The organism is Streptomyces sp. NPDC030165, from assembly GCF_055573595.1.
The window spans coordinates 1-23,376 of sequence record NZ_JBVIBD010000008.1 but is presented as its reverse complement, the minus strand read 5'-3'; the positions used below and the strand labels follow the sequence as shown (position 1 = coordinate 23,376).

The window sequence follows — 23,376 nt, the reverse complement described above, 5'->3', positions numbered from 1 at the left end:
CGGCCGCACTCCGCCACTCGGGGAAGCCCTTCGTACGCGCCCGCCCCAAAGAGGGCGGGCGCACACCTCACGGCATCCAGGCCTCGTACGACAGCACGTCACCCGACTTGATCTTGAAGTCGGGGATGTCCTTCGTGAACGACGTCTCCATGCCGAGGACCTGGCCGGTCTCCGGGTCGAGGATGACCAGTTGCAGGGTGCCGTCCATGGACCCCTGCGACGCGTCCGTGCCGTGGTACGCGTACGCCTGGCCGCGCCGTCCGAGACGGTCGACGACCTGACCGGCCGGGCGGAGATCCGGCACACGGGAGAGCATCCGGACCAGCGCCGCCGACTCGCGCGGACCCGGGGTCCACTCCTGGAGGAAGGAGGAGAGGGCCATCAGCAGCGGCTGCGTCTCGGTGCCGGCGCCGCTGTAGAAGGCGGACAGGTAGGAGCGCAGTTCGCCGGGGTCGGCGGGCGGCCGTGCGGGCAGCGTGCCGTCGCCGGTGGCCGGGTCGTCCAGGCGGGTGCCCGTCGGGTACGTCTTGCGGTGCAGGACCTTGCCGTCGTTGACGGTGCGCCACTCGCCGTCGGCGTCGTTGATCACCGGGCGGCCGGGGTGCCGGGGGTCGGTGGCGACGACGAGTTCGGAGCCGCTGCCGTCCGGGTTCCAGCGGGTGATGCGTTCCTCGGGGACGGTCACCGGTGGCTTGGCGTCGGGGCCCGTCTGCATGCTCAGGTACCAGCTCTGCAGGTGGCTGCCCCGGTGCGGCTTGGGGGCGTCGCGCAGGGCGCGGGCGTACGTCTCCGCCCGGCGCGCGACCTCGTCCAGCGGGAGGGCCGGGGCGTCGGGCTGCACGACGAGCGCGGTGGGGGAGGCCGCCGCCGGAGTCGTACCGGCACCGGAGAAGGTGAGGGTGAGGACGGTCAGCATGACGGCCGAGGCGGCGGTGGCGCCGATGAGGAGGCGGCGGGTGCGGCGGGGTCGGGGGACAGGGGCGCGTCCGGTGGTGGGTGTGGTGGCGCGCGCCGGCGTGGGCGACGGCGCGCCGGTGTCCATCAGGGCGGCCAGCCGGTGCTCCGCGTGGGCGTCGAGCGGGCGGTCGCGCCAGGGGCCCTCGTCGGACCGTACGGGGTCGGCCTGCCGCAGCAGCTCCAGTTCGTCAGTCAAGGCTGCGGCCTCCGGCTCGGGTCGGCACCGCGGGTGCGGGCAGGGGGGAACGTGCGGGCGTACGGCGTGCGCGCGGGCGCGGCGGGGGTGGGACCGGGCCCGGGTCGGGGCCGGGCTCCGGCGCCCCCTCGGGGCGGAGGCGGTCTATCTGCGTACGGAGCCGGTTGCGCGCCCGGTGCAGCCGCATCGCCGCGGCACTCTGGCCGCAGCCGAGGGTGACGGCCAGTTCCTGGAGGGTCAGTTCCTCCCAGGCGGTCAGGCGCAGCACTTCCTGGTCGGCGGGGGAGAGCCGCTCCAGCGCCTCGTGCACCCAGGAGCCCGGCCGTTCCGTGTCGGGGCTGTCCACGGTCTGGCGGCGGTGCGCGGCCTCGTGGTTGCCGAGGCGGTGCAGCAGGCGCCGGTAGCGGCCGAAGCCGCGCACCGTGTTCGACAGGCAGTTGCGGGCCACGCCGTACAGCCAGGGCAGCGGGGACGGCGGCAGCTCGGCGCGCCGCCGCCAGGCCGTGGAGAAGACCTCCGCCACCACCTCCTCGACGTCGTCCGCCTGCCCGCTGTCCAGTCGGCGGGCGACGAAGCGGCTGACCGCCCAGTAGTGCGCGCGGTAGGCGTCGGCGAAGGCTTCGTCGGCGTCCTGGTGGACGTCACCGTCGACGCCCGGGTCGAAGTCCTGGCCGGGGCCGCCCTCGGCGCCTGCGTCCTTGCTCATGATCTGTTGGTGTCCGGCACGTACGGGATCTTCACACCCTCCGGCGGTGAAGATTTCCGCGGCCCCGGACACCTACGGTGCATGAAGTCCCCCGTGAAGTGGCTGACGACCACCGACCACAAGACCATCGGCACGCTGTACCTGATCACCTCGTTCGCGTTCTTCTGCGTCGGCGGCCTGATGGCCCTGCTGATGCGCGCCGAGCTGGCCCGGCCGGGCCACCAGCTCCTGTCGAACGAGCAGTTCAACCAGGCGTTCACGATGCACGGCACGATCATGCTGCTGATGTTCGCGACGCCGCTGTTCTCCGGTTTCGCCAACTGGATCATGCCGCTGCAGATCGGCGCCCCCGACGTCGCCTTCCCCCGGCTGAACATGCTGGCGTACTGGCTCTACCTCTTCGGCTCGCTGATCGCGGTCGGCGGCTTCCTCACGCCGCAGGGCGCCGCCGATTTCGGCTGGTTCGCCTATGCGCCGCTCTCCGACTCCGTGCATTCCCCGGGAATCGGCGGCGACATGTGGATCATGGGCCTGGCGCTGTCCGGCTTCGGTACGATCCTGGGCGCGGTCAATTTCATCACCACCATCATCTGTATGCGCGCTCCCGGCATGACGATGTTCCGCATGCCGATCTTCACCTGGAACGTGCTGCTGACCGGCGTACTGGTCCTGCTCGCCTTTCCCGTGCTGGCGGCGGCTCTCTTCGCCCTGGAGGCGGACCGCAAATTCGGGGCGCACGTCTTCGACGCGGCCAATGGCGGCGCATTGCTGTGGCAGCACCTCTTCTGGTTCTTCGGCCACCCCGAGGTGTACATCATCGCGCTGCCGTTCTTCGGCATCATCTCCGAGGTCATTCCGGTCTTCTCCCGGAAGCCCATGTTCGGCTACATCGGGCTCATAGCGGCGACGATTTCCATCGCCGGCCTGTCCGTCACCGTCTGGGCGCACCACATGTACGCGACGGGCGGCGTGCTGCTGCCGTTCTTCTCCTTCATGACGTTCCTGATCGCGGTACCGACCGGTGTGAAGTTCTTCAACTGGATCGGCACGATGTGGAAGGGCTCGCTGTCCTTCGAGACACCGATGCTCTGGGCCGTCGGCTTCCTGATCACCTTCACCTTCGGTGGTCTGACCGGCGTCATCCTGGCGTCCCCGCCGATGGACTTCCACGTGACGGACTCGTACTTCGTCGTCGCCCATTTCCACTACGTCATCTTCGGCACGGTCGTCTTCGCGATGTTCGCCGGCTTCCACTTCTGGTGGCCGAAGTTCACCGGCAAGATGCTCGACGAGCGGCTCGGCAAGATCACGTTCTGGACGCTGTTCGTCGGCTTCCACGGCACCTTCCTCGTCCAGCACTGGCTGGGCGCCGAAGGAATGCTGCGCCGCATTCCCGACTACCTGGCTGCCGACGGCTTCACCACGCTGAACACCGTCTCGACGATCGCCTCGTTCCTGCTCGGCCTGTCGTTGCTGCCGTTCCTCTACAACGTCTGGAAGACCGCGAAGTACGGGGAAAAGGTCGAGGCCGACGACCCGTGGGGCTGGGGACGTTCCCTGGAATGGGCGACCTCCTGTCCGCCGCCGCGGCACAACTTCACCTCGCTGCCGCGTATCCGCTCCGAATCCCCGGCATTCGACCTGCACCACCCCGAGGTCGGCGCGCCCGAGCTGGGCAGTGAGAAGGAGCGAGGTGTACTGGTATGAGCGGCGGTCCGCCGGTGAGCACGGCCGAGGCGATCAACGAGATCGAGGGATATCTGCTCTGGGAGGCCGAGAAGGACCGCGCACGCACGCGGGCCCGCGAATTCACCGCCCGGCTGCCGTGGCTGACCCGCGCGCAGCGGGAGGAGGTCGAGCGGCAGTACCAGGCCGACCAGCTGGAATTCTCCCACGCGTATCTGAAACGGATCGCGGCGCGCGGCGGAGAACTGCGCGCCGAGTACGAGGGCGTGTACGAGGTGCTGCGGCGACGGCTGGTGACGGGGTGCCTGGCCGCGGCCGTGGTGCTGGTGACCGGCGTGGTGACGGTTGCCGTTGCCCTCACCGGCGGGTGAGGGCAACGGACTGACGACGGCCGGGAGTGCCCGTGGCTGAGGGGGCGGCCTGCGGGCACCTCCCGGCCGCCGGCCGGGGACCGCCCGTCAGCCGGTGACCGTGATCTGCGACGCCGGGTCGGTGGTGTCGGTGACCTGGTACGTGGCGTTGAAGGCCGACGTCGTCGCGCTGGTCGGGCAGCCGAAGCCGCCGACGACCTTGACCGGCACCGAGGCGTTGGTGAAGGCGAGGGTGGACGGGGCGCCGTTGGTCCAGGCGCCGTTCACCGTCGCGGCGCTCTGCGGCGCGGCCGTCACCGTACAGCTGGCCAGACCGCTGGTCTTCAGGACGAAACCGCCGGTCGGGATGGTCAGCCCGGCGGTGGTCTGCGCGCCGTTCTGCATGGAGACGCCCCATGTGCCGGACGTCTGGATGGTGGCGCTGACGCCCGGCATGCTCGTCGTGCAGGAGCCGTACGTGGGTGCCGAGAGGGTGCTGCTGACCGGGCCGGCGGCGTTGGTGTTGTCCGGGGCGTCCGGCACCTGTCCGGCGGCGTGCGAGACGGTGCAGGTCACTGTCACCGAACCGGCCTTGAACGTGGCCTTGCCGCTGAGGTCGGCGGCGTAGGCGTGACCGGCCGGTGTGACGGTGGTCGAACCGGCGGCGGCCGGGGCCCCGGTGGGCTGGGCGGTGGCCGAGCCGGTCAGGGCCAGGGAGAGGGACGCGGTCGCCAGGATTCCCGTACCGGCGGCGAGCAGGGCGCGCGGCCGCCGTGCGACGGAGTGATGTGCGCGAGAGCGTGCGGGTCTGTGCGTCATCGCGAATCTCCTTCTGCGAGCGGTGTGGGTGGGACGGGGTGGTGCGGTGGTGCTGGTGGAACCCCTGGTGCGGCAGGGGCGACGCAGGTGCCTGCGAACACCTGCGAGTCATGGGAGTGCGGCGGTCGGCTGCGGTTCCGGGCTGCGGTGGCGGTGCGCTTGCGGGGCGGCGGCCACCGTCGTACGCGTACGGAGGTGCTGCCGTACGCGTACGACGGTCCTGCCGCGCGGCCCGGTCAGTTCTGCGGCTGGGTGCGGGGCGGTGCGGACGGCTCGCTGTCGGGCGGCCCCGGCTCAGGGCCTGTACCCGTACCCGCGTCCGTCCGCGGCTCCGGTTCCGGCAGCGGGCGTGGCTGCCAGGCGAAGATCATGCCGCCGCCGAGGATGCCGACGATCGTGCCGAACAGGAACCCGCCGAGGTTGGACATCACCAGCGCGGCGGTGGCGACCAGGACGGTGAGGATTCCGGCCAGCCCCCGGTAGTGCGGCGCGAACCACGCGGACAGGCCCATCAGGATCATCACCAGGCCCATCAGGACGGACGGGATCCCGGCGATGCCCTGCTGGAGCATGACCTTCAGCGGGGCCAGCGGGATGGCGCAGATCTCCGCACCGGCGACGACGGCCGCCAGTCCGCCCCAGAAGGGACGGCCCTTGCGCCAGCGCCGCCAGGCCGCACGCCCACGCCGCCAGGAGCCCTGCCCGGTCAGAAGCATTCCTTCTTGCCCTTGGAGATGTTCATGCTCAGGCCGGCCAGCCGGAACGTCCCGGCGTTGGTGGCCCAGGCCGTCTGCTTGAGGTTGGTGATGTTCACGTCGTCGGCCTGCTGGGCGAAGAGGTCCTGCATGCCCTGGGCGGTCGCCGGACCCTTGTCGAGGGTGGAGGCGTCCCGGCCGATCTCGATGTTGTTGAAGTCCGCGTTGCCGGAGAGCTGGGTGGCGTCCACGAACAGGTCGGTCGCCTTGACCGGCGTACTGCCCCGGCCCGCGGTCAGGTTGAGCGAGATGTCGCCGATGACCGGCAGCGTGGTGACGACCGACTGGCACAGGCTCTTCAGCTCGGCCTTCTTGATGGCGGTCACGGCCACGGGCAGCAGGTCGCCCCTGGCGTTCTGGTCGACGCCGCCGTACTGGGCGAAGCCGTCGCCCTTCAGGGAGGCGGCGGACACCTTGAACTGCTGTCCCGATACGGCGAACGATGCCGCCAGCGCGCCGTTGGCCAGGGCGATGGCCAGCGCGGCGGTCCCGGCGAAGGCCGGGACGGACAGCACGGCGAACTTGCGCCAGCTGACCCGCCCCGTGACGTGTCTGCCGTGTGCGTCCTTCATGAGAGTGGTCCCCTTCGATGTGCGGTGGATCGCGCAGCCGAGAGATGTGGGGGGACGTGCTGGGCACCGGGCCAGGAAGTGGAGGTGCGTGGTGGTTCTGTGGAGGGTGTGAAGAACTGGCCGGTGTTACTGGCGAGTTGAATGTAAGTCTGCCAGTAGCCGTTGGCAAGGTTGAGGACCGAAGGAACCACAGGAGGCGCAAAAGAGACGCGGCGGTACGCCCCGGCCGCGGGGACCCGGCCGGGGCGTACCGCCGTACCGCTCGGCTGCGGGCCGCGTACGGCCTACACGTACCGCACCCGCAGCTCCTTCACCCCGTTGAGCCAGGCCGACCGCAGTCGGCGCGGGGTGCCCGCGAGGGCGATGTCCGGCACGGTGTCGGCGATGGCCTGGAAGATCAGGTCGATCTCCAGGACGGCGAGCGACTTGCCGAGGCAGAAGTGCGGGCCGCCGCCGCCGAACCCCAGGTGGGGGTTGGGGTCACGGGTGATGTCGAACGTCTCGGGGTGCTCGAAGACCTCAGGGTCGTGGTTGGCGGAGGCGTAGAAGAGACCGACGCGCTGCCCCTTCTCGATCCGCGCGCCGCCCAGGGTGGTGTCCTGGGTGGCGGTGCGCTGGAAGGAGACGACGGGCGTCGCCCAGCGCACGATCTCCTCGGCGGCGGTGCCGGGCCGCTCCCGCTTGTACAGCTCCCACTGCTCGGGGTGGGTCAGGAACGCGTGCATCCCGTGGGTGATCGCGTTACGCGTCGTCTCGTTGCCCGCGACGGCCAGCAGGAGGACGAAGAACCCGAACTCGTCGGACGCGAGGTTGCCCTCGTCCTCCGCCGCGACGAGCCGGCTGACGATGTCCTGGGCCGGACACTCCTTGCGGGCCGCGGCCAGGTTCATCGCGTACGAGATCAGCTCGGCCGCCGCGGTGCTGCCGACCTCCTCGGTGATGGCCAGTTCGGGGTCGTCGTACGCGATCATCTTGTTCGACCAGTCGAAGATGCGGGCCCGGTCGTCCTGGGGGATGCCGATCAGTTCGGCGATGGCCTGGAGCGGGAGCTCGCAGGCGATGTCGGTGACGAAGTCGCCGGACTCCTTGTGCCGGGCCTCGGCGACGATGGTCCGCGCCCGGTCGCGCAGGGCACCTTCGAGGGCGCGGACGGCGCGCGGTGTGAAGCCGCGCTGGACGATCTGGCGGACCCGGGTGTGCTCCGGCGGGTCCATGTTCAGCATGATCAGCTTCTGTATGTCGATCTTGTCGCGGGTCATGGCCGCGTTGAAGCGGATGATCGAGGTGTTCAGGCTCGCCGAGAAGACCTCCGGCCGGGTGGAGACCTCCTTGACGTCCTCGTGGCGGGTCACCGCCCAGTAACCGTCGTCGCCGAAGCCGGCGATGCCGTGCGGCTGGGCGTTCCACCAGACGGGCGCGGTGCGCCGCAGCTGGGCGAACTCGGGCAGTGGTACGCGGTCGTGGTAGACGTCGGGGTCGGTGAAGTCGAACCCGTCGGGCAGCGCGGGGCATGGCATCTCGGCGACTCCAGCTCTGGTCCGGCCCGGTGCCGGTCGGGGGTCCTGGCGGCCCGCCGTCGTGCGGATGCCGACCGGCGGTCCTGACGGGCCGTCAGCTCATGGCGGTGAAGGTAGTAACGGGTTCTATAAGTGGCAAGGGGGTGCGGGGCGTCAACCGGCGCCGCCGTAGGGCCGTTGGGGGCGGAAGGCCCGTGCAGCACCCTTGCGCCCCCGGCGGCGGCTCAAAGAGACTGGCCGTGGAACTAGAACGCGTACCAGTTCCGTCGTCGGGGGTGCCGGGACGTCCTGCGGGACGTGAGGAGAGGACGAGTCAGTCATGGCCGCGGAACCCGTCATCGTCGAAGCCGTACGCACCCCGATCGGCAAGCGCGGCGGCGCGCTCGCCAACCTCCACCCCGCCTACCTCCTCGGCGAGACCTACCGCGAACTGCTCGCCCGCACCGCCATCCAGCCGGACTGCGTGGAACAGATCGTCGGCGGCACGGTCACCCACGCCGGCGAGCAGTCCATGAACCCGGCGCGCACCGCCTGGCTGACGATGGGCCTGCCGTACGAGACGGCCGCCACCACCGTGGACTGCCAGTGCGGCTCGTCCCAGCAGGCCAACCACATGGTCGCCAACATGGTCGCGGGCGGCGTCATCGACATCGGCATCGGGTGCGGCGTGGAAGCGATGTCCCGGGTGCCGCTCGGCAGCGGCTCCAAGCACGGGCCCGGCAAACCCTGGCCGGACGAGTGGAACGTGGACCTGCCCAACCAGTTCGAGGCCGCCGAGCGCATCGCCCGCAACCGGGGGCTGACCCGCGAGGACGTCGACGCGCTGGGGCTGCTGTCGCAGGAGCGGGCCGCGGCGGCCTGGGCCGAGGAACGCTTCAAGCGCGAGACGTTCGCGGTGCAGGTGCCGACCACGGAGGAGGAACAGGCCGCCGGACAGGGCATGTGGCGGCTCGTGGACCGCGACGAGGGACTGCGCGACACGAGCATGGCGGCGCTCGGCGGGCTCAAACCGGTCATGCCGACCGCCGTGCACACGGCGGGCAACTGCTCACAGATCTCGGACGGCGCGTGCGCGGTGATGTGGGCGTCCAAGCGGATGGCCCGCGCGCTGAAGCTCAAACCACGCGCCCGGATCGTCGCGCAGGCGCTGGTCGGCGCCGACCCGCACTATCACCTCGACGGACCCATCGACGCCACACGGGCGGTGCTCGGCAAGGCCGGCATGTCCCTCAAGGACATCGACCTGGTCGAGATCAACGAGGCGTTCGCGTCGGTCGTGCTGTCCTGGACGCGTGTCTTCGACCAGGACCTGGACAAGGTCAACGTGAACGGCGGCGCCATCGCCCTGGGCCACCCGGTCGGCGCCACGGGCGCCCGCCTGATCACCACGGCACTGCACGAACTGGAGCGTACGGGCAAGGAGTTCGCGCTGATCACGATGTGCGCGGGCGGAGGGCTGGCGACGGGAACGATCATCCAGCGGCTGTGAGGGACGGGCCCGGGAACGGGCCCCGGACTCACTCCTGGAGGCTCTCGTCCAGCGCCTGCTGCATGGCGCGGGCCGCACGGGGCCGCTGCCGCGTCAGCCGTTCCACCGCGCGGCCCACCCAGCCCGCGTCGCCGAGACGGTGGGCCGCGCCCCACCAGCGGCGGGGGCGTTGTCAGTGGTGCCTGTCACACTCGCCTCATGACCGGATCAGGGGTTCAGGCGACAGATCCGCCGGCGGTGCCGCAGGGGAACTACGCACCGGCGTGGGCGGGCGACGGCGGTGCGCGGCAGCGCCCGCCGCTGGTGGGGGACGAACGGGAGATCCTCACCGGCTATCTGGAGTGGCACCGCGCCACCTTCGCGCTGAAGTGCTCGGGGTGCCCGCGGAGCGGCTCTCGGAGCGGACGGTGCCGCCGTCCGGGATGAGCCTGCACGGGCTGATACGGCACCTCGCCGCGGTGGAGCGGTGGTGGTTCCACATCCGGTTCGCGGGCGAACGGACTCCGATGGTCGGCTTGACAGCCGAGTATGCCCGGCACAACGGTCACGCCGATCTGCTGCGTGAGCGAATGGACGGGGCCACCGGGTACTGACCGGGGGCGGGTCGCACACCGACATGGACCGATGCCAGGGCGGGCCCTGGGGGAGGGGAGAGGGGCGGGCGCGCGGAAGCGGCCGGCGCAGGGGGCGTCGGCCGCTTCGGGGGAGGGGCTGCTGATCAGTACCAGTTGTGGGACTGCCAGAAGTTCCAGGCGTCGCAGGGGCTGCCGTAGGTGGAGTTCATGTAGTCCAGGCCCCACTTGATCTGGGTCTCCGGATTGGTCTTCCAGTCCGGGCCCGCCGAGGCCATCTTCGAGCCCGGCTGCGCCTGGACCAGGCCGTAGGCGCCGCTGGACGGGTTGGTGGCGGTCGGGTCCCAGCCGCTCTCCCGCTCGACGATGTTGCTGAAGCACTGGTACTGCGCCTGGTCCGGGATCAGCTTGTGCGCCGCGGCCTTGGCGTCGCTCGCGCTCGCGGAGGACGGTGCCTGCGCGGGAGCGGCGGCCTGGGCCGGCGTGGCGCCGAAGGCTGCGGCCGAAGCACCCAGGGCGACGGCACCGGCGGCGACGGCGGCCTTCTTGTGGGCGGCGAGACGGGTGATCGTGGACGAGGTGACGCTCACGGGAGGGGAAACCTTCCGACGGGTGCAAGGGGCGCCGCCGAGGCTGCGGCCAGGGGGGGAAGAAGCACGCTGCGCTCGGCGACACATCCACCCTGGGAAGTGGTCGGTAGGGTTGGCAATACCCGGACGTACTAGTAGATCTCGCACGGAAGGTGAAAGGTCCTGCCCGTCCCGGCCCGAGAGGGAGGGGATCGGAGCGGATCGGAGGGGGTGAAGGGGAGGAGCGGGACTACGAAGGGCGGTCGTAGGGGACGGAAGTCCTGTGGGTGGGGTCACAGGGAAACGGGGCAACGTGCCGGGTGTGTGATGAGTGCGTAATGGGCTGGAGTGGTTTTTGGGTGTTACGGAGGCGTTTGGGTGCTACGGAGGACCGGCGCTAGGGCTTCTCCGGCCCTGGGGACGGCTCCGGCCCGTGCGGTCCCGGTCCGGGTGCCGCCGGGGCGTCGAACGTCGCCGGGGCGTCGAATGCCGCGCGGCGGGTGGCGCGGCGCAGGGCCTTGAGGAGGGTGCCGCCGAGGGTGAGGGTGAGGACGACCGTGACCAGGGCGCGGGGCAGGTCCCAGCCGAGTGAGGTGGCCAGGCAGTAGGCCACGAAGCGGGCCAGGTTGTCGGGCAGCGGATCGCCCGGCACGAAGGAGACGCCCGAGCCCAGGCCGCCGATATAGGGCCAGCCCTGGAGGTTCATGAGCAGGCCGTACAGGACGGCGGAGATCGCGCCGTACGCCGCGATCACGGCCAGTTCGCGGCGGCCGCGCAGCCGGTCCGGGCCGGGCAGCAGGCCCGCGCCCATCGCCACCCACCCCATCGACAGCATCTGGAACGGCAGCCACGGCCCCACCCCGCCCGTGAGCAGCGCGGAGGCGAACATCGACACCGAGCCGAGCACGAAGCCGAAGCCCGGCCCCAGCACCCGCCCGGCCAGCACCATCAGGAAGAACATCGGCTCGATCCCGGCGGTGCCCGCGCCCAGCGGACGCATCGCCGCGCCCGCGGCGGCCAGCACGCCGAGCATGGCGATGGCCTTCGCGTCCAGGCTGGGCGCGCCGCCCGCCGCCGAAGACGCCGAGGTGTCGGCGATCGTGGCCACGACGACGGCGAGCAGTAGCGGCAGCAGCGCCGCGAACAGCCACGGCGCGTCCTTGGAGTGCGCGAGGCCGGAGGCGGAGTCCGCCAGCAGCGGCCACCCGAAGGCCATCACGCCCGTCGCGGAGATGAGGACGAGCGCGGCGACGGCCCGCGGGCCCAGTCGCACGGCCCGCGCCTGCCGGTCCGGCGGAGAGGGGAGCGTACGGATCATGCCGTGGCCTCCAGGGCGTGCGCGACCTGGGGCACGGTGAGCCACGGCAGCGGCGCGAGCACCTTGGAGACCTGCGGTGCGAACGCGGGCGAGGAGACGACGACCTCGGCGGTCGGGCCGTCCGCGACGACCTCGCCGTCCGCGAGGATGACGACGCGGTGGGCGAGTTCCGCGGCCAGCTCCACGTCGTGGGTGGCCAGGACGATCGCGTGGCCCTCGGCGGCCAGCCCGCGCAGCAGCTGCACGAGCCGGCCCTTGGCCGCGTAGTCCAGGCCGCGGGTCGGCTCGTCGAGCAGGAGCAGCGGCGGGCGGGCGGTCAGTACGACGGCCAGCGCGAGGGCGAGCCGCTGCCCCTCGGAGAGGTCGCGCGGGTGGGTGCCGTCCTGTACGTCGGGGAGGAGCCGGGTGACCAGGTCACGGCAGGTGCCGGGGGCGGCGTCCGCGTCGTGGTCGGCGGCGGCGCACTCGGCGGCGACGGTGTCCGCGTACAGCAGGTCGCGCGGCTCCTGCGGGACGAGGCCGACGTGGCGCAGCAGCGTACGCGGTGCGGTGCGGTGCGGAACCGCGCCGCCGACGCGCACCGAGCCGGCGGCGGGCTCGTGCATGCCGACGAGGGTGGTGAGCAGGGTGGACTTGCCCGCGCCGTTGCGGCCCATGAGGGCGACCGTCTCGCCGGCGCGTACGGTCAGGCCGACGTGGTGCAGGGCGTCGATCCGGCCGCGCCGTACGGAGAGGCCTGCGGCCTCGGCGGCGAGGGGGGCGCCGGCGGCGGACGGAAGCGGCGTGGGTACCGGCGCGGACGGCCCGCCGGAACCGGAACCGGAACCGGAACCGGAATCAGCATCGGCGCCGGTACCGGTATCGCGACGGGCATCGCGACGGCGCCACCGGCTCGGACGCTTACGGGCACCCCTGTCACCGGTACCGGCACCGGTACCGGTACCGACCCCGTCCCCGAACCCGGGATCGACACCGGCCGACCCCGCCCCCGTACCCGACCCCGTACCGCCCCCTGTCACCGTCGCGTCCCCCGTACCCCCCGGCTCCACCCCCGCCAGCCGCTCGCGCAGCGACGATGCCTTGCGGCGGGCGTCGCGTACGGAGAGCGGCAGCGGGGACCAGTGGGCGAGCCGGCCCAGGGCCACCACCGGCGGGTGGACGGGGGAGACGGCCATGATGTCGGCGGGCGCGCCGACGACGGGGGGTGCGCCGGGCGCGGGCAGCAGGATGACCTGGTCCGCGTACTGCACGACGCGCTCCAGCCGGTGTTCGGCGAGCAGAACCGTCGTCCCGAGGTCGTGGACCAGGCGTTGCAGTACGGCGAGCACCTCCTCGGCGGCGGCCGGGTCGAGGGCGGAGGTCGGCTCGTCCAGGACCAGCACCTTGGGATGGGTGGTGAGCACCGAGCCGATGGCGACGCGCTGCTGCTGGCCGCCGGAGAGTGTGGTGATGGCGCGGTCGCGCAGGTCGGCGAGGCCGAGCAGGTCCAGGGTCTCCTCGACGCGGCGCCGCATCACGTCCGGGGCCAGGCCGAGCGATTCCATGCCGTACGCGAGTTCGTCCTCGACGGTGTCGGTGACGAAGTGGGCGAGCGGGTCCTGGCCGACGGTGCCGACGACGTCGGCCAGTTCGCGCGGCTTGTGGGTACGGGTGTCGCGGCCGGCCACGGTGACGCGGCCGCGCAGGGTGCCGCCGGTGAAGTGCGGTACGAGGCCGCAGACGGCGTTCAGCACGGTGGACTTGCCGACGCCGGACGGGCCGACGAGCAGGCACAGTTCGCCTTCCGGGACGGTCAGGTCGATGCCCTGGACGGCGGGTTCCGCCGCGTCCCCGTAGGTGACCGACACCTGGTCGAAGCGGATCACTGGGGGGACTCCTTCGTGTGCGGCGCGCCCTGCGCCGATGGTTTCCTTACTCGTACCCGTCCGGCGGATTCCGGTTCCCCCGGCCCCGGCCCGGTCCCCGGCCCCGGCCCGGCCTCCGCCGCCCGCGGCGGCAGCGGCGCGACGAACGCCGGGAGCAGCCCCACCAGGACCCCGGCCGCGGGCCACAGCGGGAGGACGGGGGCGGTGAGCGGGACGGCGGGCGGGTGCAGGGCGGCCGGGTCGTAGGAGTTCGCCCAGATCATCAGGGCGGCCACCGCGATGCCGGAGCCCGACACGAGCCAGGCGCGCACGCCCCACCGGTCGGGGCGGTAGCGGCTGCGTACGGACCGGCGGCCGCCCAGCCACAGTCCGCCGAGGGCCGCGACGAGCCCGGCGAGCAGCACCGGCAGGCCGTACGCGGCCCCGGTGTCGGCCAGCAGCCCGTAGGTACCGGCGCAGACCCCGAGCAGGCCGCCGAGGGTGAGCGCGGTGGTGGTGTGCCGTACGGCGGGCGGTACCTGGGCCGTACGGCCGTAACCGCGCGCGTCCATCGCCGCCGCCAGCGACACCGAGCGTTCCAGCGCGCCCTCCAGGACCGGCAGCCCGACCTGGAGCAGCGCCGTGAAGCCGCGGTCCGGGCGGCCGCGCAGCCGGCGCGCGGCCCGCAGCCGCTGGACGTCGGCGACGAGGTGGGGTGCGAACGTCATCGCGACGACGACCGCGACCCCCGCCTCGTACAGGGCTCCGGGGAGTGACTTCAGCAGGCGTGCAGGGCTGGCGAGCGCGTTCGCGGCGCCGACGCAGATCAGCAGGGTGCCCAGCTTCAGCCCGTCGCAGAACGCGAACAGCATGCCTTCGGCCGTGACCCGGCCGCCGATGCGCACGCCGCGCGCCCACTCGGGCAGCGGCACCTCCGGCAGCATCACCAGGGTGTGCGTCCCGGGGACGGGCGAGCCGAGGAAGAACGCGAAGACCAGCCGGATGCCGATCACCAGCAGGCCGAGCTTGAGGAACGCGCCGTACGAGCGGGCCCACGGCGCGTCCGTGCGGCGCGCCGCGACGACGTATCCGGCGACACCGATCAGCAGGCCCAGCAGCAGCGGATTGGTGGTCCGGGAGGCCGCGGTGGCCAGGCCCAGCGCCCACAGCCACCAGGCACCCGCGTGCAGTGCGGTGGAGCGGGTGGCGCGGGGGACGCGGGCGCTCACCGGCGGCGGTGGCGGGCCTGCCACCCGGCCGCCGCGCCCAGGACGACCACGACGGCGATGCCACTGATCAGTCCGGCGGAGGGGCCGCCCGCATCGTCGTCGTCCGCCTGCTCACCGGAAGCGGACGCGGACGCGTCCTCGGAGGCCCCGGGCTCCGGCGCACCGGAACCCCGCCCCGCCTTCTCCGCGCAGCCCGCCTTCGGATATCCGGAGACCGCACACAGCAGCGCGCTCGCGTCGTACCGCAGCGGCCCCGCGACGGCGGCCAGCGCGTCACCGACTGTCCCGTCCTCGGGCAGCCGCGCGCACTCCGTACGGACCGGCGGCGGGTTCTCCCCGGCCGGTGCCTCCGCCTTCGTGCCGAAGTCGAGGACCAGGCCGACGCGCTTGGTGCCGTCCTGCGCGGGGGTCTTCCCGCAGATCGCGGTGAAGTCCGCGGCGTGGCGCGGCCGGCCGGCCGCCTTCGAGTCGGCGCCGACGGTGAAGCGGAAGCCCGCCACGGCACCGTCCCGGGGGCGGCTGGTGGCCGGGCCCTCGGTCGCGTACGACCAGCCGCCGTCCGCGGAGACCGGAGCGCCGGCGGCGGGCCCGTCCCAGAAGGACCAGTAGCGGTACTCCTGCGCCTGGGCGGGCGCCGCGCCCAGGCCCGTGACCGTACCGGCCAGGGCCAGGGCGCCGAGGAGGCGGGCGGGGCGGGGGAACGGCGGACGTCGCATCAGAGGTCGTTCTTCTTCCGGCGGCCGCTGATCAGGAACCCGACGCCCACGCACGCGACGAACACGATGCCGAAGATCCACCACACGCCGGCGCCCTGCTCGTCCTGGTCCTTCGCGTCCTTCTCGGGCGTGGCGGACGGCGCGGAGCTGCCGGCCGGCTTGGGACCGGTGGCGTTCAGCTGCGCGACCAGGTCGGCGCCGCCGAAGTGGCGCGGGTCGGCGCCCGCGGCGTGCGCGGCCAGCACCAGCTGCGCGTACGCGGCCGGGCCGGCCTCCTTGGCCCAGTTCGCGGAGTTCTTCTCCAGCCACTTCAGCGGCTGCTGCGCGGCGGCACCGTGTCCGCCGGCGGCGAGCGCGACGACGGCGTCGGCGGTGTTGCCGACGTCGGGCTGGTCCCCGGCGCCGGGCATCGCGGACTTCAGGTGCTGCCCGCCCGCGTCGAGCAGCGAGACCAGGTAGGCCGCGCCGCCCTCGGCGGCCTGCTCCGGGTCCCGCTCCGCGTCCTCGCCCGCGGCGCACTTGAGGGGCTTGACCGGCTGGTTGACGTCCTTGCCCGCCGGGTCCACCACGAAGCCGTCGCCCAGCCCGCCGAGCACGGCGGCGGCCGTGGCGTCCGCGTTCGGGGCCAGCTTGCCGTCCTTGGGCTGGAAGGCGAACGCGCCGCGCTCCCCCTCCTTCGCGTCGCAGCCCAGCTGGAAGGCGACGAGCGCGTCGTACGGTGACTTGCCGCCCTTGCGCACGGACTCCGGCTTCTCACCCGCCGCCTTGAGCGCGCCGATCACCACGGAGGTGGAATTGGCGTCGCTGGGCGAACCGCTCATCGAGGGCCAGCCGCCGTCGTCGTTCTGCACCGACTTCAGCCACTTCACGGCCTTCTGTACGGCATCGTCGTGCCCGCCGAGCGCGGCCAGCGCCTGGACCGCCGCACCCGTCTGGTTGGTGTCCCGCATCGTCTTGTCGTCGCACGCCTTGGACGGGTCGGCGCGGTACGCGCCGAAGGCGCCGTCGGAGCACTGCTGGCCGGCGAGCCAGTCGACGCCCGCCACCGACGGGCGCACGCCGACGGTGCGCTGCGCGAGGAGGGCGAGCGACTGCCGCCACACGCCGTCGTACTGCGGGTCCTTGGTGCCGTACAGCCCGTCGGGCAGCTTCGACGCCTTGGCGGCGGGCGCGGGGGAGTCGGCGGCCGCCACGGGGACACCGGCCGCGCACAGCACGGCGGCCCCGGCCAGCGCCGCGGCGGCGCGCCGCGCCAGGGCGGCGAAGGTGGGGGCCGTGGAAGCCCTGGGGGCCAGGGGAGCCTGGGAAGCCGTGGTGGCCATCGGGTCGGTGCCTCTCGGGTCGGTTCGCCGCGGTGGGCGGGTCGTGGGTGCTGCGGTGGGTGCGCAGCCGCACTCGGACGCCCCGCCGCCCGCCGGTCGGTGACCGGCCGCGGTGGCACCGGGCTCAGCTCCGCATACCTCGACGGTGCCGCGCACCGGGCGTCCGCGCGAGGAGGCGCGGCCTTGCGGTGGCGGGAGCCTTGGTTCGTGCCCCAGCGGGTGTTCCGGCTTGCCGGGGAGGTACGGGCGCCGTGCGGGCGGCCTCGGCGCGGGACCTGTTCACGGTCCCGGCGGCGGCCGGTGCGGCGGTGCCGTACGTCCCGGATCACGGTTGCGGGTCAGCGCCGGATTTCCACCGGCTTCCCCCGATCGGGCACGGGATGAAATTGTCTCGCACACCTTAACCGGCGGGGCGGGGGAGGCCCGGGTACGGGCCGGCAGGCGCTCCCGTCGGCCCTCTCACACCGCCCGGTAGGTCACCGGCTCCGTCCCCGACGCCCCGGGCACCGCTTCCGCCAGCCCCAGCCGCACCAGTCGCCGCAGGTGCGCCTCCGCCTCCGAGACGGCGATGTTCCGCGACCCGTACGGGATCCGTTCCCAGGGCCGGTTCCACTCCATGGCCTCGGCGAGCTGCCACGGTGTGCGGGGTACGGCGAGCAGCGCGCGCAGGCCGGCGAGCCGTTCCTCGTGGTGGGCGAGGAGTTCGCGCACCCGGCCGGGCGCGTCCGTGAAGGCGTGCTGGTGGGCGGGGAGCACTTCGGCGGGCGCGAGGCGGGCGACGCGTTCCAGGGAGGCCAGGTAGTCGCCGAGGGGGTCGGCGGGTGTCGTGTCGTCCGGGTCCTCGTAGAGCCCGATGTGCGGGCTGATGCCGGGCAGCAGGTGGTCGCCGGAGAAGAGCCGGCCGTGGCCGGGCCGCCGCGCCGGATGGTCCTCCTCCAGGTGCAGGCACACATGGCCGGGCGTGTGGCCGGGGGTCCAGACGGAGCGCAGCCGGCGGCCGGGCAGGTCGAGGAGCGCGTCGGGGACGATGTCGCGGTCGGGCAGCGCGGCCCGCTGCCCGGGCAGGTCGCGCACCTGCCCCCGGGTGCGCGCCGCGCGCAGCGGTGCCAGGTGGCTGTCGGGCGCGCCGGCCGCGGCCAGCTTGGTGATCAGGTACTCCAGCCACCGGCCGGGTTCGGCCTCCCGGGTGCGGCGTACGACGGCGGCGTCCGCCGCGTGCATGGCGAGCCACGCGCCGGACGCCTCCCGTACGCGGGCGGAGAGGCCGTGGTGGTCGGGGTGGTGGTGCGTGAGGAGGACGCCGTACAGGTCGGTGACCTCGAAGCCGCAGGCGGTGATCCCGGCGGTGAGGGTGTCCCAGGCGTCCGGGTCGTCCCATCCGGTGTCCACGAGGACCGGTCCCCGGGCGGTCTCCAGGAGGTGGACGAGGGTGTGGCCGAGCGGGTTGTCCGGGATGGGGACGGCGATCGACCAGACGCCGCCCCGGTGGTCGGTCACCCGGGGTCCGTCCGCCGTCGTTCCGGTCCGGGCCGCTGCCGTCATCCCCCGCACCTCCGCTTCCGCGCGGACGCGCCGCGCCCCCGTACCGGGCCACCGTGCCACCGGGCCCCCCGTGCCGAGCATTGCCCAGCATAACTGGAACTGGTATCAGTCCTGATGCAGCGTCAGAAAATCCGCGTACCACTCCCGCACGTGCTCACCCACCGGTCGACCCGCAGGAGGCGGCAGCCATGAGCGCACTCGTCGAATACGAACAGCTCTACATAGGCGGCGAGTTCACCGACCCGGCCGGCGGTGGCACCATCGAGGTCGTCTCGCCGCACACCGAGCAGGTCATCGGCCGGGTGCCGCACGCCTCGCGGACCGACGTGGACCGGGCCGTCTCCGCGGCGCGCGCCTCCTTCGACTCCGGGGTGTGGGCCGGTACGCCGCTCGCGGAGCGGATCGCGGTGGTCACGCGCATCAAGGACGCCTTCGCCGTCCGGAGCGAGGAGATCGCCAGGGTCATCAGCGCCGAGAACGGCACACCGTACACCTCCGGCGTGATGGTGCAGGCGCTGGCCGCGATGATGGCGTGGGACGCGGCGCTCACCGTCGCCCGGGACTTCCCGTTCGAGGAGCGCCGGGCCGGTGCGCTCGGGCCGCTGCTGGTGCGGCGCGAGCCGGCCGGTGTGGTGGCGGCCGTGGTGCCGTGGAACGTGCCGCAGTTCACCGCGGCGGCCAAGCTGGCGCCGGCGCTGCTGACCGGCTGTTCGGTGGTGCTCAAGGTGTCGCCCGAGACGCCGCTGGACGCCTACCTCCTGGCGGACATCGTGAGCGAGGCCGGGCTGCCCCCGGGCGTGCTGTCCATCCTCCCGGCGGACCGCGAGGTGAGCGAGTACCTGGTCGGGCACCCGGACGTGGACAAGGTGGCCTTCACCGGGTCGGTCGCCGCGGGCAAGCGGGTCATGGAGGTCGCGGCGCGCAACCTGACGCGGGTGACGCTGGAGCTGGGCGGCAAGTCGGCCGCCGTCATCCTGCCGGACGCCGACCTGGACGCGGCCGTGGCGGGCATCGTGCCGTTCGCGTGGCTGGTCAACGGGCAGGCGTGCATCGCGCAGTCGCGCATCCTGGCGCCGCGCGAGCGCTACGACGAGATCGCCGAACGCTTCGCCGCCGCCGCGTCCGCCCTGCGGGTGGGCGACCCGCTGGACCCGGCGACCGAGGTCGGCCCGCTGGTCACCCGGCGCCAGCAGCAGCGTTCGCTGGACTACATCGGCCTCGGGCAGCGCGAGGGCGCCAAGGTCCTCACGGGCGGCGGGCGGCCGGAGGGCCTGGAGACCGGCTGGTACGTGGAGCCGACCCTGTTCGGCGAGGTCTCCAACGCCATGCGCATCGCCCGCGAGGAGATCTTCGGCCCGGTGATCTGCCTGCTGCCGTACGAGGACGAGGCGGACGCGGTCCGGATCGCCAACGACTCCGAGTACGGCCTGTCCGGCTCGGTGTGGACCGCGGACACCGCGCACGGCATCGACGTCGCGCGGCGGGTGCGCACCGGCACGTACTCCGTGAACACCTTCAGCATCGACATGCTCGGCCCCTTCGGCGGCTACAAGAACTCCGGCATCGGGCGGGAGTTCGGGCCCGAGGGCTTCGGGGAGTACCTGGAGCACAAGATGATCCACCTGCCGGCGGAGGGGTGAGAACGGCGTGCGCGACACGAGCGGCAAGGACGAGGGGACCGGCGCGCCCGGCCGCTGGCACGTGACGGTCGACCGGGGCGTGTGCATCGGCTCCGGGCTGTGCGCGGCCACCGCCCCCGGCGGGTTCGAACTGGACGCGGCCCGCCAGTCGCATCCGGTACGGCCCGAGTGCGAGGCGTCCGACGACGTGCTGGCGGCGGCCGAGGGCTGCCCCGTCGAAGCGATCACCGTGACGCTCGCCGCCACGGGGGAGGCCGTCTTCCCGCCGGAGGAGTGACCGCCGCGCGGTACGGGTGCGAGGCGGCGCGCCCACCGGTACGTACCGCCAGTAACCCGTGAACTTCTCACAGTGATCTCGTGACATCTGTGACTGTTAACGCCCCTCGGCGGCGTGGAAATCTCTGTGCCACGCCGCCGAGGGGGGAGACGATGGACAAGCGGTACGAGGTTTACTGTCTCGCCGACAGATTCTTCTACGAGACCCCGGACCGTCTGTCCGCCGGGACCGGAGCCGCGTCGGGCCGCGGTCCCCTGTACGAAGCGGCGCAGCGCGCAGTCCCCGAAGGGTGGCGGTGTTTCCTCTCCGGGGACTGGCTCCACGTCAATCCGGTCGACGCCGAAGGACAGCCGTGTCCCGGACTGCCCGCGCAGGGCTGGAAGATCCACGTCTCGGCCTGTACCGACAACGCGGAGAAGCTGGCGTCCCAGGTGTGGGACTACTGCGTCGCCCGGCTGATTCCGTTCAAGTTCGTGCCCGGTCCGCGCCCGCTGCACCTGCGCAACTCCAAGTACGCCGACCGTGGTTCCAGCGGCAAGTTCGCCACCCTCTACCCGTCGGACGAACAGGAGCTGCACACCGTCCTGCGGGAGCTGGGCGCGCTGCTGGCCGGCGAGCCGGGCCCGTACATCCTCAGCGACCTGCGCTGGCAGGACGGCCCGCTGTACGTACGGTACGGCGGCTTCACCCGGCGCTACTGCGTCGACGAGCACGGCAACCTGGTCGGTGCGATCGAGAACGCCGAGGGAAAGCTGGTCCCCGACCGGCGCGAGCCGAGATTCCACGTGCCGGAGTGGATCGAACTGCCGGACTTCCTCGCCCCGCAGCTCGCCGCCCGCAACTCCACCACCGTCACCGACCTGCCGTACCAGATCGAGTCGGCGCTGCACTTCTCCAACGGCGGCGGTGTCTATCTGGGCCGTGACCGGCGCACCGGCGACAAGGTGGTGCTCAAGGAAGCCCGCCCGCACGCCGGGCTGGCCGCCGACCGCGCCGACGCCGTCACCCGCCTGGAGCGCGAACGGGCCGCCCTGGAGAAGCTGTCCGGGCTCGGCGTCGCGCCCGAGGTGCGCGACTGGTTCACCCTGGACGACCACCGCTTCCTGGTCATGGACTTCCTGGAGGGGCGCACCCTCAACTCCTTCTACGCCGAGCGGCACCCGCTGATGGGGCCCGCGCCGGAGCCGTCCGCGCTGGCCGATTACACGCGCTGGGCGCTGGGCATCCACGCCGCGGTCGAGGACGTGGTGGCCGCCGTGCACCGCCGCGGCGTCGTCTTCAACGACCTGCACATGTTCAACATCATGGTCGCGCCCGACGAAAGCGGCGTGAAACTCCTGGACTTCGAGGCGGCCGTGGAGGCCGGCGAGGCCCAGCGGCAGACGCTGGCGCACCCCGGCTTCATCGCCCCGGCCGACCGCACCGGCTTCGAGGTGGACCGCTACGCGCTCGCCTGCCTGCGGCTCGCGCTGTTCCTGCCGATGACCACCCTGCTGGTCATCGACCGGGACAAGGCCGCGCACCTCGCCGAGATCGTGGCGCACGAATTCCCCGACGTACCGGCGGAGTTCCTCGCCGAAGCGGTGGACGTGATCCAGGGGACGCCGGAGACCGCCGCCGCGCCGGAGACCGCACCGGCCGCATCGGCCGCACCGGCGGCCGCCCCGCCCGCCGAGCGCCGTACCGGCCCCACCCCCTACCTCCCCGCCGAGCCCGCCGACTGGCCGCACAGCCGGGACGCGATGGTCGCCGGCATCCTCGCCTCCGCCACCCCCGAACGCACCGACCGGCTCTTCCCCGGCGACATCGCCCAGTTCACGGACGGCGGCGGACTGGGGATCGCGTACGGCGCCGCCGGCGTGCTGTACGCGCTCGCCGAGACCGGTGCCGGGAGGTACGGGGAAGGCGAGGAGTGGTTGTTGCGGCAGACCGCCCCGCCTCCTCCCGGCACCTCGCTGGGCTTCTACGACGGGCTGTCCGGCGTCGCCTGCGTCCTGGACCGGCTGGGCCACCCCGAGCGGGCCATGGAACTGATGGAGCGGGTCCTCGCCGAGAAGTGGCACCGCCTCGCCCCCGACCTGCACGGCGGGCTGGCCGGCGTCGGCCTGGCACTCGACCACCTGGCCCGCACCCGCGGCGAACGCGAGCTGCGCGACCGGGCCCTGGAGGCCGCCGGGCACACCGCCGACCGGCTGGACGCCTGCGGAAAGCGGGCCGGCCTGCTGCGCGGCGCCAGCGGACCCGCGCTGCTGTTCCTGCGGCTGTACGAGACCACCGGCGATCCGGGCCTGCTCGACCTCGCGGCCGAGGCGCTCCGGCGCGACCTGGCACGCTGCGTACGGAACAAGAACGGCACCCTGGTCGTCGACGAGGGCTGGCGGACGCTGCCGTACCTCGGCGGCGGCAGTGTCGGCATCGCGACAGTGCTGGACGACTACCTGGCGCACCGGGCGGACGAGGAGTTCCAGGAGGCGCGCACCGCCATCCTGCCCGCCGCCAGGTCCCGCTTCTACGCGCAGCCCGGCCTCTTCCGCGGCCGCGCGGGATGCGTCCTGCACCTGGCGCGTACGACCACGCCGGGCGCCGACCTCGACGGGGAGCTGGCGGCCCAGATCTCGTACCTGAGCTGGTACGCCGTGCCCTACCAGAAGCACCTCGCCTTCCCCGGCGACCAGATGATGCGCCTGTCGATGGACCTGGCGACCGGGACGGCGGGCTGCCTGCTGGCCCTCGGTGCCGCGCTGCACGACCGGCCCGTCCAGTTGCCCTTCCTCCCGCCACCGCCCTCCCCGGAGGTCCGGCGGCCCTAGAGCCGGCCCCGGCCGTCGTGCCGGAGCCGTACCACCGGGTGTCACGGGGAGACCCGCCACCCGGAACCGCAGCAACACCCGCAACACAGCACAATCAGCAACACAGCAACACCAGTACAACTTCGTCCCCATAGTGAGAGGAAAGTGTCATGGCACTTCTCGACCTCCAGGCGATGGACGCTCCCGAGCACGGCGGCGGCGGTGGCGGCAGCGAGGCCAGCCTGCTGCTCTGCTGGAGCGACGCCAGCATCGTCCTGTGCCTCTGACCGAACCGGTCGGACACCCCTACCGGAATGCCTGAACCGGTAGAACTGATCCGGGAGTTGTGATCCGGACGTGGGGGGGGGCCCCCCCCCCGCACCCCCCCCCCCCCCCCCCCGAACAGCTCCCCCCCCCCCCCCCCCCCCCCCCCCCCCCCGCCGCCCCCCCCCCCCCCCCCCCCCCCCCCCCCCCCCCCCACTTCAGCGGCCGTCAGCCGCCGAGCGCCCCA

At 72.9% G+C, this 23,376-nt stretch carries 20 protein-coding genes and 1 pseudogene; 8 read left to right on the top strand and 13 right to left on the bottom strand.

Annotation, left to right across the window (positions count from 1 at the left end; genetic code table 11):
- Positions 1 to 67: 67 nt before the first annotated feature.
- Positions 68 to 1,153, bottom strand: a complete 1,086-nt coding sequence (locus tag ACZ4Z1_RS16780; protein ID WP_468487346.1) for a CU044_5270 family protein — start codon at positions 1,151 to 1,153, stop codon at positions 68 to 70.
- The gene (locus tag ACZ4Z1_RS16775) at positions 1,146 to 1,859 is read right to left on the bottom strand and encodes an RNA polymerase sigma factor (RefSeq protein WP_468487345.1); all 714 of its coding nucleotides are present in this window, start codon (positions 1,857 to 1,859) and stop codon (positions 1,146 to 1,148) included. Before ACZ4Z1_RS16775 ends, ACZ4Z1_RS16780 begins: the two co-directional genes overlap by 8 nt.
- A gap of 81 nt (positions 1,860 to 1,940) precedes the next feature.
- Here ACZ4Z1_RS16775 and ctaD point away from each other — a divergent pair, with 81 nt between their 5' ends.
- Together ctaD and ACZ4Z1_RS16765 are read left to right on the top strand one after the other, a co-directional pair.
- Positions 1,941 to 3,566: an aa3-type cytochrome oxidase subunit I gene (gene ctaD / locus ACZ4Z1_RS16770; protein ID WP_468487344.1), complete on the top strand. Its 1,626-nt coding sequence runs from the start codon at positions 1,941 to 1,943 to the stop codon at positions 3,564 to 3,566.
- Positions 3,563 to 3,916, top strand: a complete 354-nt coding sequence (locus tag ACZ4Z1_RS16765; RefSeq protein ID WP_468487343.1) for a hypothetical protein — start codon at positions 3,563 to 3,565, stop codon at positions 3,914 to 3,916. Before ctaD ends, ACZ4Z1_RS16765 begins: the two co-directional genes overlap by 4 nt.
- An 87-nt stretch (positions 3,917 to 4,003) precedes the next feature.
- On the opposite strand, the gene ACZ4Z1_RS16760 is transcribed toward ACZ4Z1_RS16765, so the two are convergent.
- From ACZ4Z1_RS16760 to ACZ4Z1_RS16745, 4 genes are all read right to left on the bottom strand, one after another.
- Positions 4,004 to 4,714 (bottom strand): hypothetical protein, encoded by a 711-nt coding sequence (locus ACZ4Z1_RS16760; protein ID WP_468487342.1) that lies wholly within the window; start codon positions 4,712 to 4,714, stop codon positions 4,004 to 4,006.
- A 236-nt stretch (positions 4,715 to 4,950) separates the two neighbouring features.
- Positions 4,951 to 5,430, bottom strand: coding sequence for a DUF6114 domain-containing protein (locus ACZ4Z1_RS16755; protein ID WP_468487341.1), 480 nt, complete (start codon positions 5,428 to 5,430; stop codon positions 4,951 to 4,953).
- Complete coding sequence (locus ACZ4Z1_RS16750) at positions 5,421 to 6,041, bottom strand: DUF6230 family protein (RefSeq protein WP_468487340.1); 621 nt, start codon at positions 6,039 to 6,041, stop codon at positions 5,421 to 5,423. Before ACZ4Z1_RS16750 ends, ACZ4Z1_RS16755 begins: the two co-directional genes overlap by 10 nt.
- 284 nt (positions 6,042 to 6,325) lie before the next feature.
- Positions 6,326 to 7,558, bottom strand: a complete 1,233-nt coding sequence (locus ACZ4Z1_RS16745) for a cytochrome P450 (RefSeq protein ID WP_468487339.1) — start codon at positions 7,556 to 7,558, stop codon at positions 6,326 to 6,328.
- 319 nt (positions 7,559 to 7,877) lie between these two features.
- Here ACZ4Z1_RS16745 and ACZ4Z1_RS16740 point away from each other — a divergent pair, with 319 nt between their 5' ends.
- Together ACZ4Z1_RS16740 and ACZ4Z1_RS16735 are read left to right on the top strand one after the other, a co-directional pair.
- Positions 7,878 to 9,047: a steroid 3-ketoacyl-CoA thiolase gene (locus tag ACZ4Z1_RS16740; protein WP_468487338.1), complete on the top strand. Its 1,170-nt coding sequence runs from the start codon at positions 7,878 to 7,880 to the stop codon at positions 9,045 to 9,047.
- 198 nt (positions 9,048 to 9,245) lie between these two features.
- Positions 9,246 to 9,640, top strand: a pseudogene (locus ACZ4Z1_RS16735) (mycothiol transferase).
- A 125-nt stretch (positions 9,641 to 9,765) separates the two neighbouring features.
- Here ACZ4Z1_RS16735 and ACZ4Z1_RS16730 read toward each other — a convergent pair.
- From ACZ4Z1_RS16730 to ACZ4Z1_RS16700, 7 genes are all read right to left on the bottom strand, one after another.
- Positions 9,766 to 10,209 (bottom strand): aggregation-promoting factor C-terminal-like domain-containing protein, encoded by a 444-nt coding sequence (locus ACZ4Z1_RS16730; RefSeq protein WP_468487337.1) that lies wholly within the window; start codon positions 10,207 to 10,209, stop codon positions 9,766 to 9,768.
- Positions 10,210 to 10,585: 376 nt separating this feature from the next.
- Positions 10,586 to 11,506 (bottom strand): ECF transporter S component, encoded by a 921-nt coding sequence (locus tag ACZ4Z1_RS16725; RefSeq protein ID WP_468487336.1) that lies wholly within the window; start codon positions 11,504 to 11,506, stop codon positions 10,586 to 10,588.
- Entirely contained in the window at positions 11,503 to 13,371 is a 1,869-nt protein-coding gene (locus tag ACZ4Z1_RS16720) for an ABC transporter ATP-binding protein (protein WP_468487335.1), read from the bottom strand. Before ACZ4Z1_RS16720 ends, ACZ4Z1_RS16725 begins: the two co-directional genes overlap by 4 nt.
- Positions 13,368 to 14,603, bottom strand: coding sequence for an energy-coupling factor transporter transmembrane component T family protein (locus ACZ4Z1_RS16715; RefSeq protein ID WP_468487334.1), 1,236 nt, complete (start codon positions 14,601 to 14,603; stop codon positions 13,368 to 13,370). The genes ACZ4Z1_RS16720 and ACZ4Z1_RS16715 overlap by 4 nt, the downstream gene beginning before the upstream one ends.
- On the bottom strand, positions 14,576 to 15,295 hold the full coding sequence (locus ACZ4Z1_RS16710; RefSeq protein ID WP_468487333.1) for an SCO2322 family protein: 720 nt from the start codon (positions 15,293 to 15,295) through the stop codon (positions 14,576 to 14,578). The genes ACZ4Z1_RS16715 and ACZ4Z1_RS16710 overlap by 28 nt, the downstream gene beginning before the upstream one ends.
- Positions 15,295 to 16,617, bottom strand: coding sequence for a prenyltransferase/squalene oxidase repeat-containing protein (locus ACZ4Z1_RS16705; protein WP_468487332.1), 1,323 nt, complete (start codon positions 16,615 to 16,617; stop codon positions 15,295 to 15,297). The genes ACZ4Z1_RS16710 and ACZ4Z1_RS16705 overlap by 1 nt, the downstream gene beginning before the upstream one ends.
- Before the next feature lie 459 nt (positions 16,618 to 17,076).
- The gene (locus ACZ4Z1_RS16700) at positions 17,077 to 18,159 is read right to left on the bottom strand and encodes an MBL fold metallo-hydrolase (protein ID WP_468487331.1); all 1,083 of its coding nucleotides are present in this window, start codon (positions 18,157 to 18,159) and stop codon (positions 17,077 to 17,079) included.
- A 188-nt stretch (positions 18,160 to 18,347) separates the two neighbouring features.
- On the opposite strand from ACZ4Z1_RS16700, the gene ACZ4Z1_RS16695 reads away from it, so the two are divergent.
- From ACZ4Z1_RS16695 to ACZ4Z1_RS16680, 4 genes are all read left to right on the top strand, one after another.
- On the top strand, positions 18,348 to 19,799 hold the full coding sequence (locus ACZ4Z1_RS16695; RefSeq protein WP_468487330.1) for an aldehyde dehydrogenase: 1,452 nt from the start codon (positions 18,348 to 18,350) through the stop codon (positions 19,797 to 19,799).
- Between the two features lie 7 nt (positions 19,800 to 19,806).
- Positions 19,807 to 20,076 carry a ferredoxin gene (locus ACZ4Z1_RS16690; protein ID WP_468487329.1) on the top strand — a complete coding sequence of 90 codons (270 nt, stop codon included), beginning with the start codon at positions 19,807 to 19,809 and terminating at the stop codon, positions 20,074 to 20,076.
- Positions 20,077 to 20,228: 152 nt separating this feature from the next.
- The gene (gene lanKC / locus ACZ4Z1_RS16685; RefSeq protein ID WP_468487328.1) at positions 20,229 to 22,886 is read left to right on the top strand and encodes a class III lanthionine synthetase LanKC; all 2,658 of its coding nucleotides are present in this window, start codon (positions 20,229 to 20,231) and stop codon (positions 22,884 to 22,886) included.
- 149 nt (positions 22,887 to 23,035) lie between these two features.
- Positions 23,036 to 23,152: a SapB/AmfS family lanthipeptide gene (locus tag ACZ4Z1_RS16680; protein WP_073761776.1), complete on the top strand. Its 117-nt coding sequence runs from the start codon at positions 23,036 to 23,038 to the stop codon at positions 23,150 to 23,152.
- Positions 23,153 to 23,376: the final 224 nt, after the last annotated feature.

What these genes read in the sequence shown, in the direction of transcription:
- ACZ4Z1_RS16755 (WP_468487341.1), bottom strand. Translation starts at nt 5,430, where the DNA reads ATGCTTCTGACCGGGCAGGGCTCCTGGCGGCGTGGGCGTGCGGCCTGG.
- ctaD (WP_468487344.1), top strand. Translation starts at nt 1,941, where the DNA reads ATGAAGTCCCCCGTGAAGTGGCTGACGACCACCGACCACAAGACCATC.
- ACZ4Z1_RS16765 (WP_468487343.1), top strand. Translation starts at nt 3,563, where the DNA reads ATGAGCGGCGGTCCGCCGGTGAGCACGGCCGAGGCGATCAACGAGATC.
- lanKC (WP_468487328.1), top strand. Translation starts at nt 20,229, where the DNA reads ATGGACAAGCGGTACGAGGTTTACTGTCTCGCCGACAGATTCTTCTAC.
- ACZ4Z1_RS16760 (WP_468487342.1), bottom strand. Translation starts at nt 4,714, where the DNA reads ATGACGCACAGACCCGCACGCTCTCGCGCACATCACTCCGTCGCACGG.
- ACZ4Z1_RS16705 (WP_468487332.1), bottom strand. Translation starts at nt 16,617, where the DNA reads ATGGCCACCACGGCTTCCCAGGCTCCCCTGGCCCCCAGGGCTTCCACG.
- ACZ4Z1_RS16775 (WP_468487345.1), bottom strand. Translation starts at nt 1,859, where the DNA reads ATGAGCAAGGACGCAGGCGCCGAGGGCGGCCCCGGCCAGGACTTCGAC.
- ACZ4Z1_RS16680 (WP_073761776.1), top strand. Translation starts at nt 23,036, where the DNA reads ATGGCACTTCTCGACCTCCAGGCGATGGACGCTCCCGAGCACGGCGGC.
- ACZ4Z1_RS16745 (WP_468487339.1), bottom strand. Translation starts at nt 7,558, where the DNA reads ATGCCATGCCCCGCGCTGCCCGACGGGTTCGACTTCACCGACCCCGAC.
- ACZ4Z1_RS16740 (WP_468487338.1), top strand. Translation starts at nt 7,878, where the DNA reads ATGGCCGCGGAACCCGTCATCGTCGAAGCCGTACGCACCCCGATCGGC.
- ACZ4Z1_RS16695 (WP_468487330.1), top strand. Translation starts at nt 18,348, where the DNA reads ATGAGCGCACTCGTCGAATACGAACAGCTCTACATAGGCGGCGAGTTC.
- ACZ4Z1_RS16700 (WP_468487331.1), bottom strand. Translation starts at nt 18,159, where the DNA reads ATGACGGCAGCGGCCCGGACCGGAACGACGGCGGACGGACCCCGGGTG.
- ACZ4Z1_RS16725 (WP_468487336.1), bottom strand. Translation starts at nt 11,506, where the DNA reads ATGATCCGTACGCTCCCCTCTCCGCCGGACCGGCAGGCGCGGGCCGTG.
- ACZ4Z1_RS16710 (WP_468487333.1), bottom strand. Translation starts at nt 15,295, where the DNA reads ATGCGACGTCCGCCGTTCCCCCGCCCCGCCCGCCTCCTCGGCGCCCTG.
- ACZ4Z1_RS16750 (WP_468487340.1), bottom strand. Translation starts at nt 6,041, where the DNA reads ATGAAGGACGCACACGGCAGACACGTCACGGGGCGGGTCAGCTGGCGC.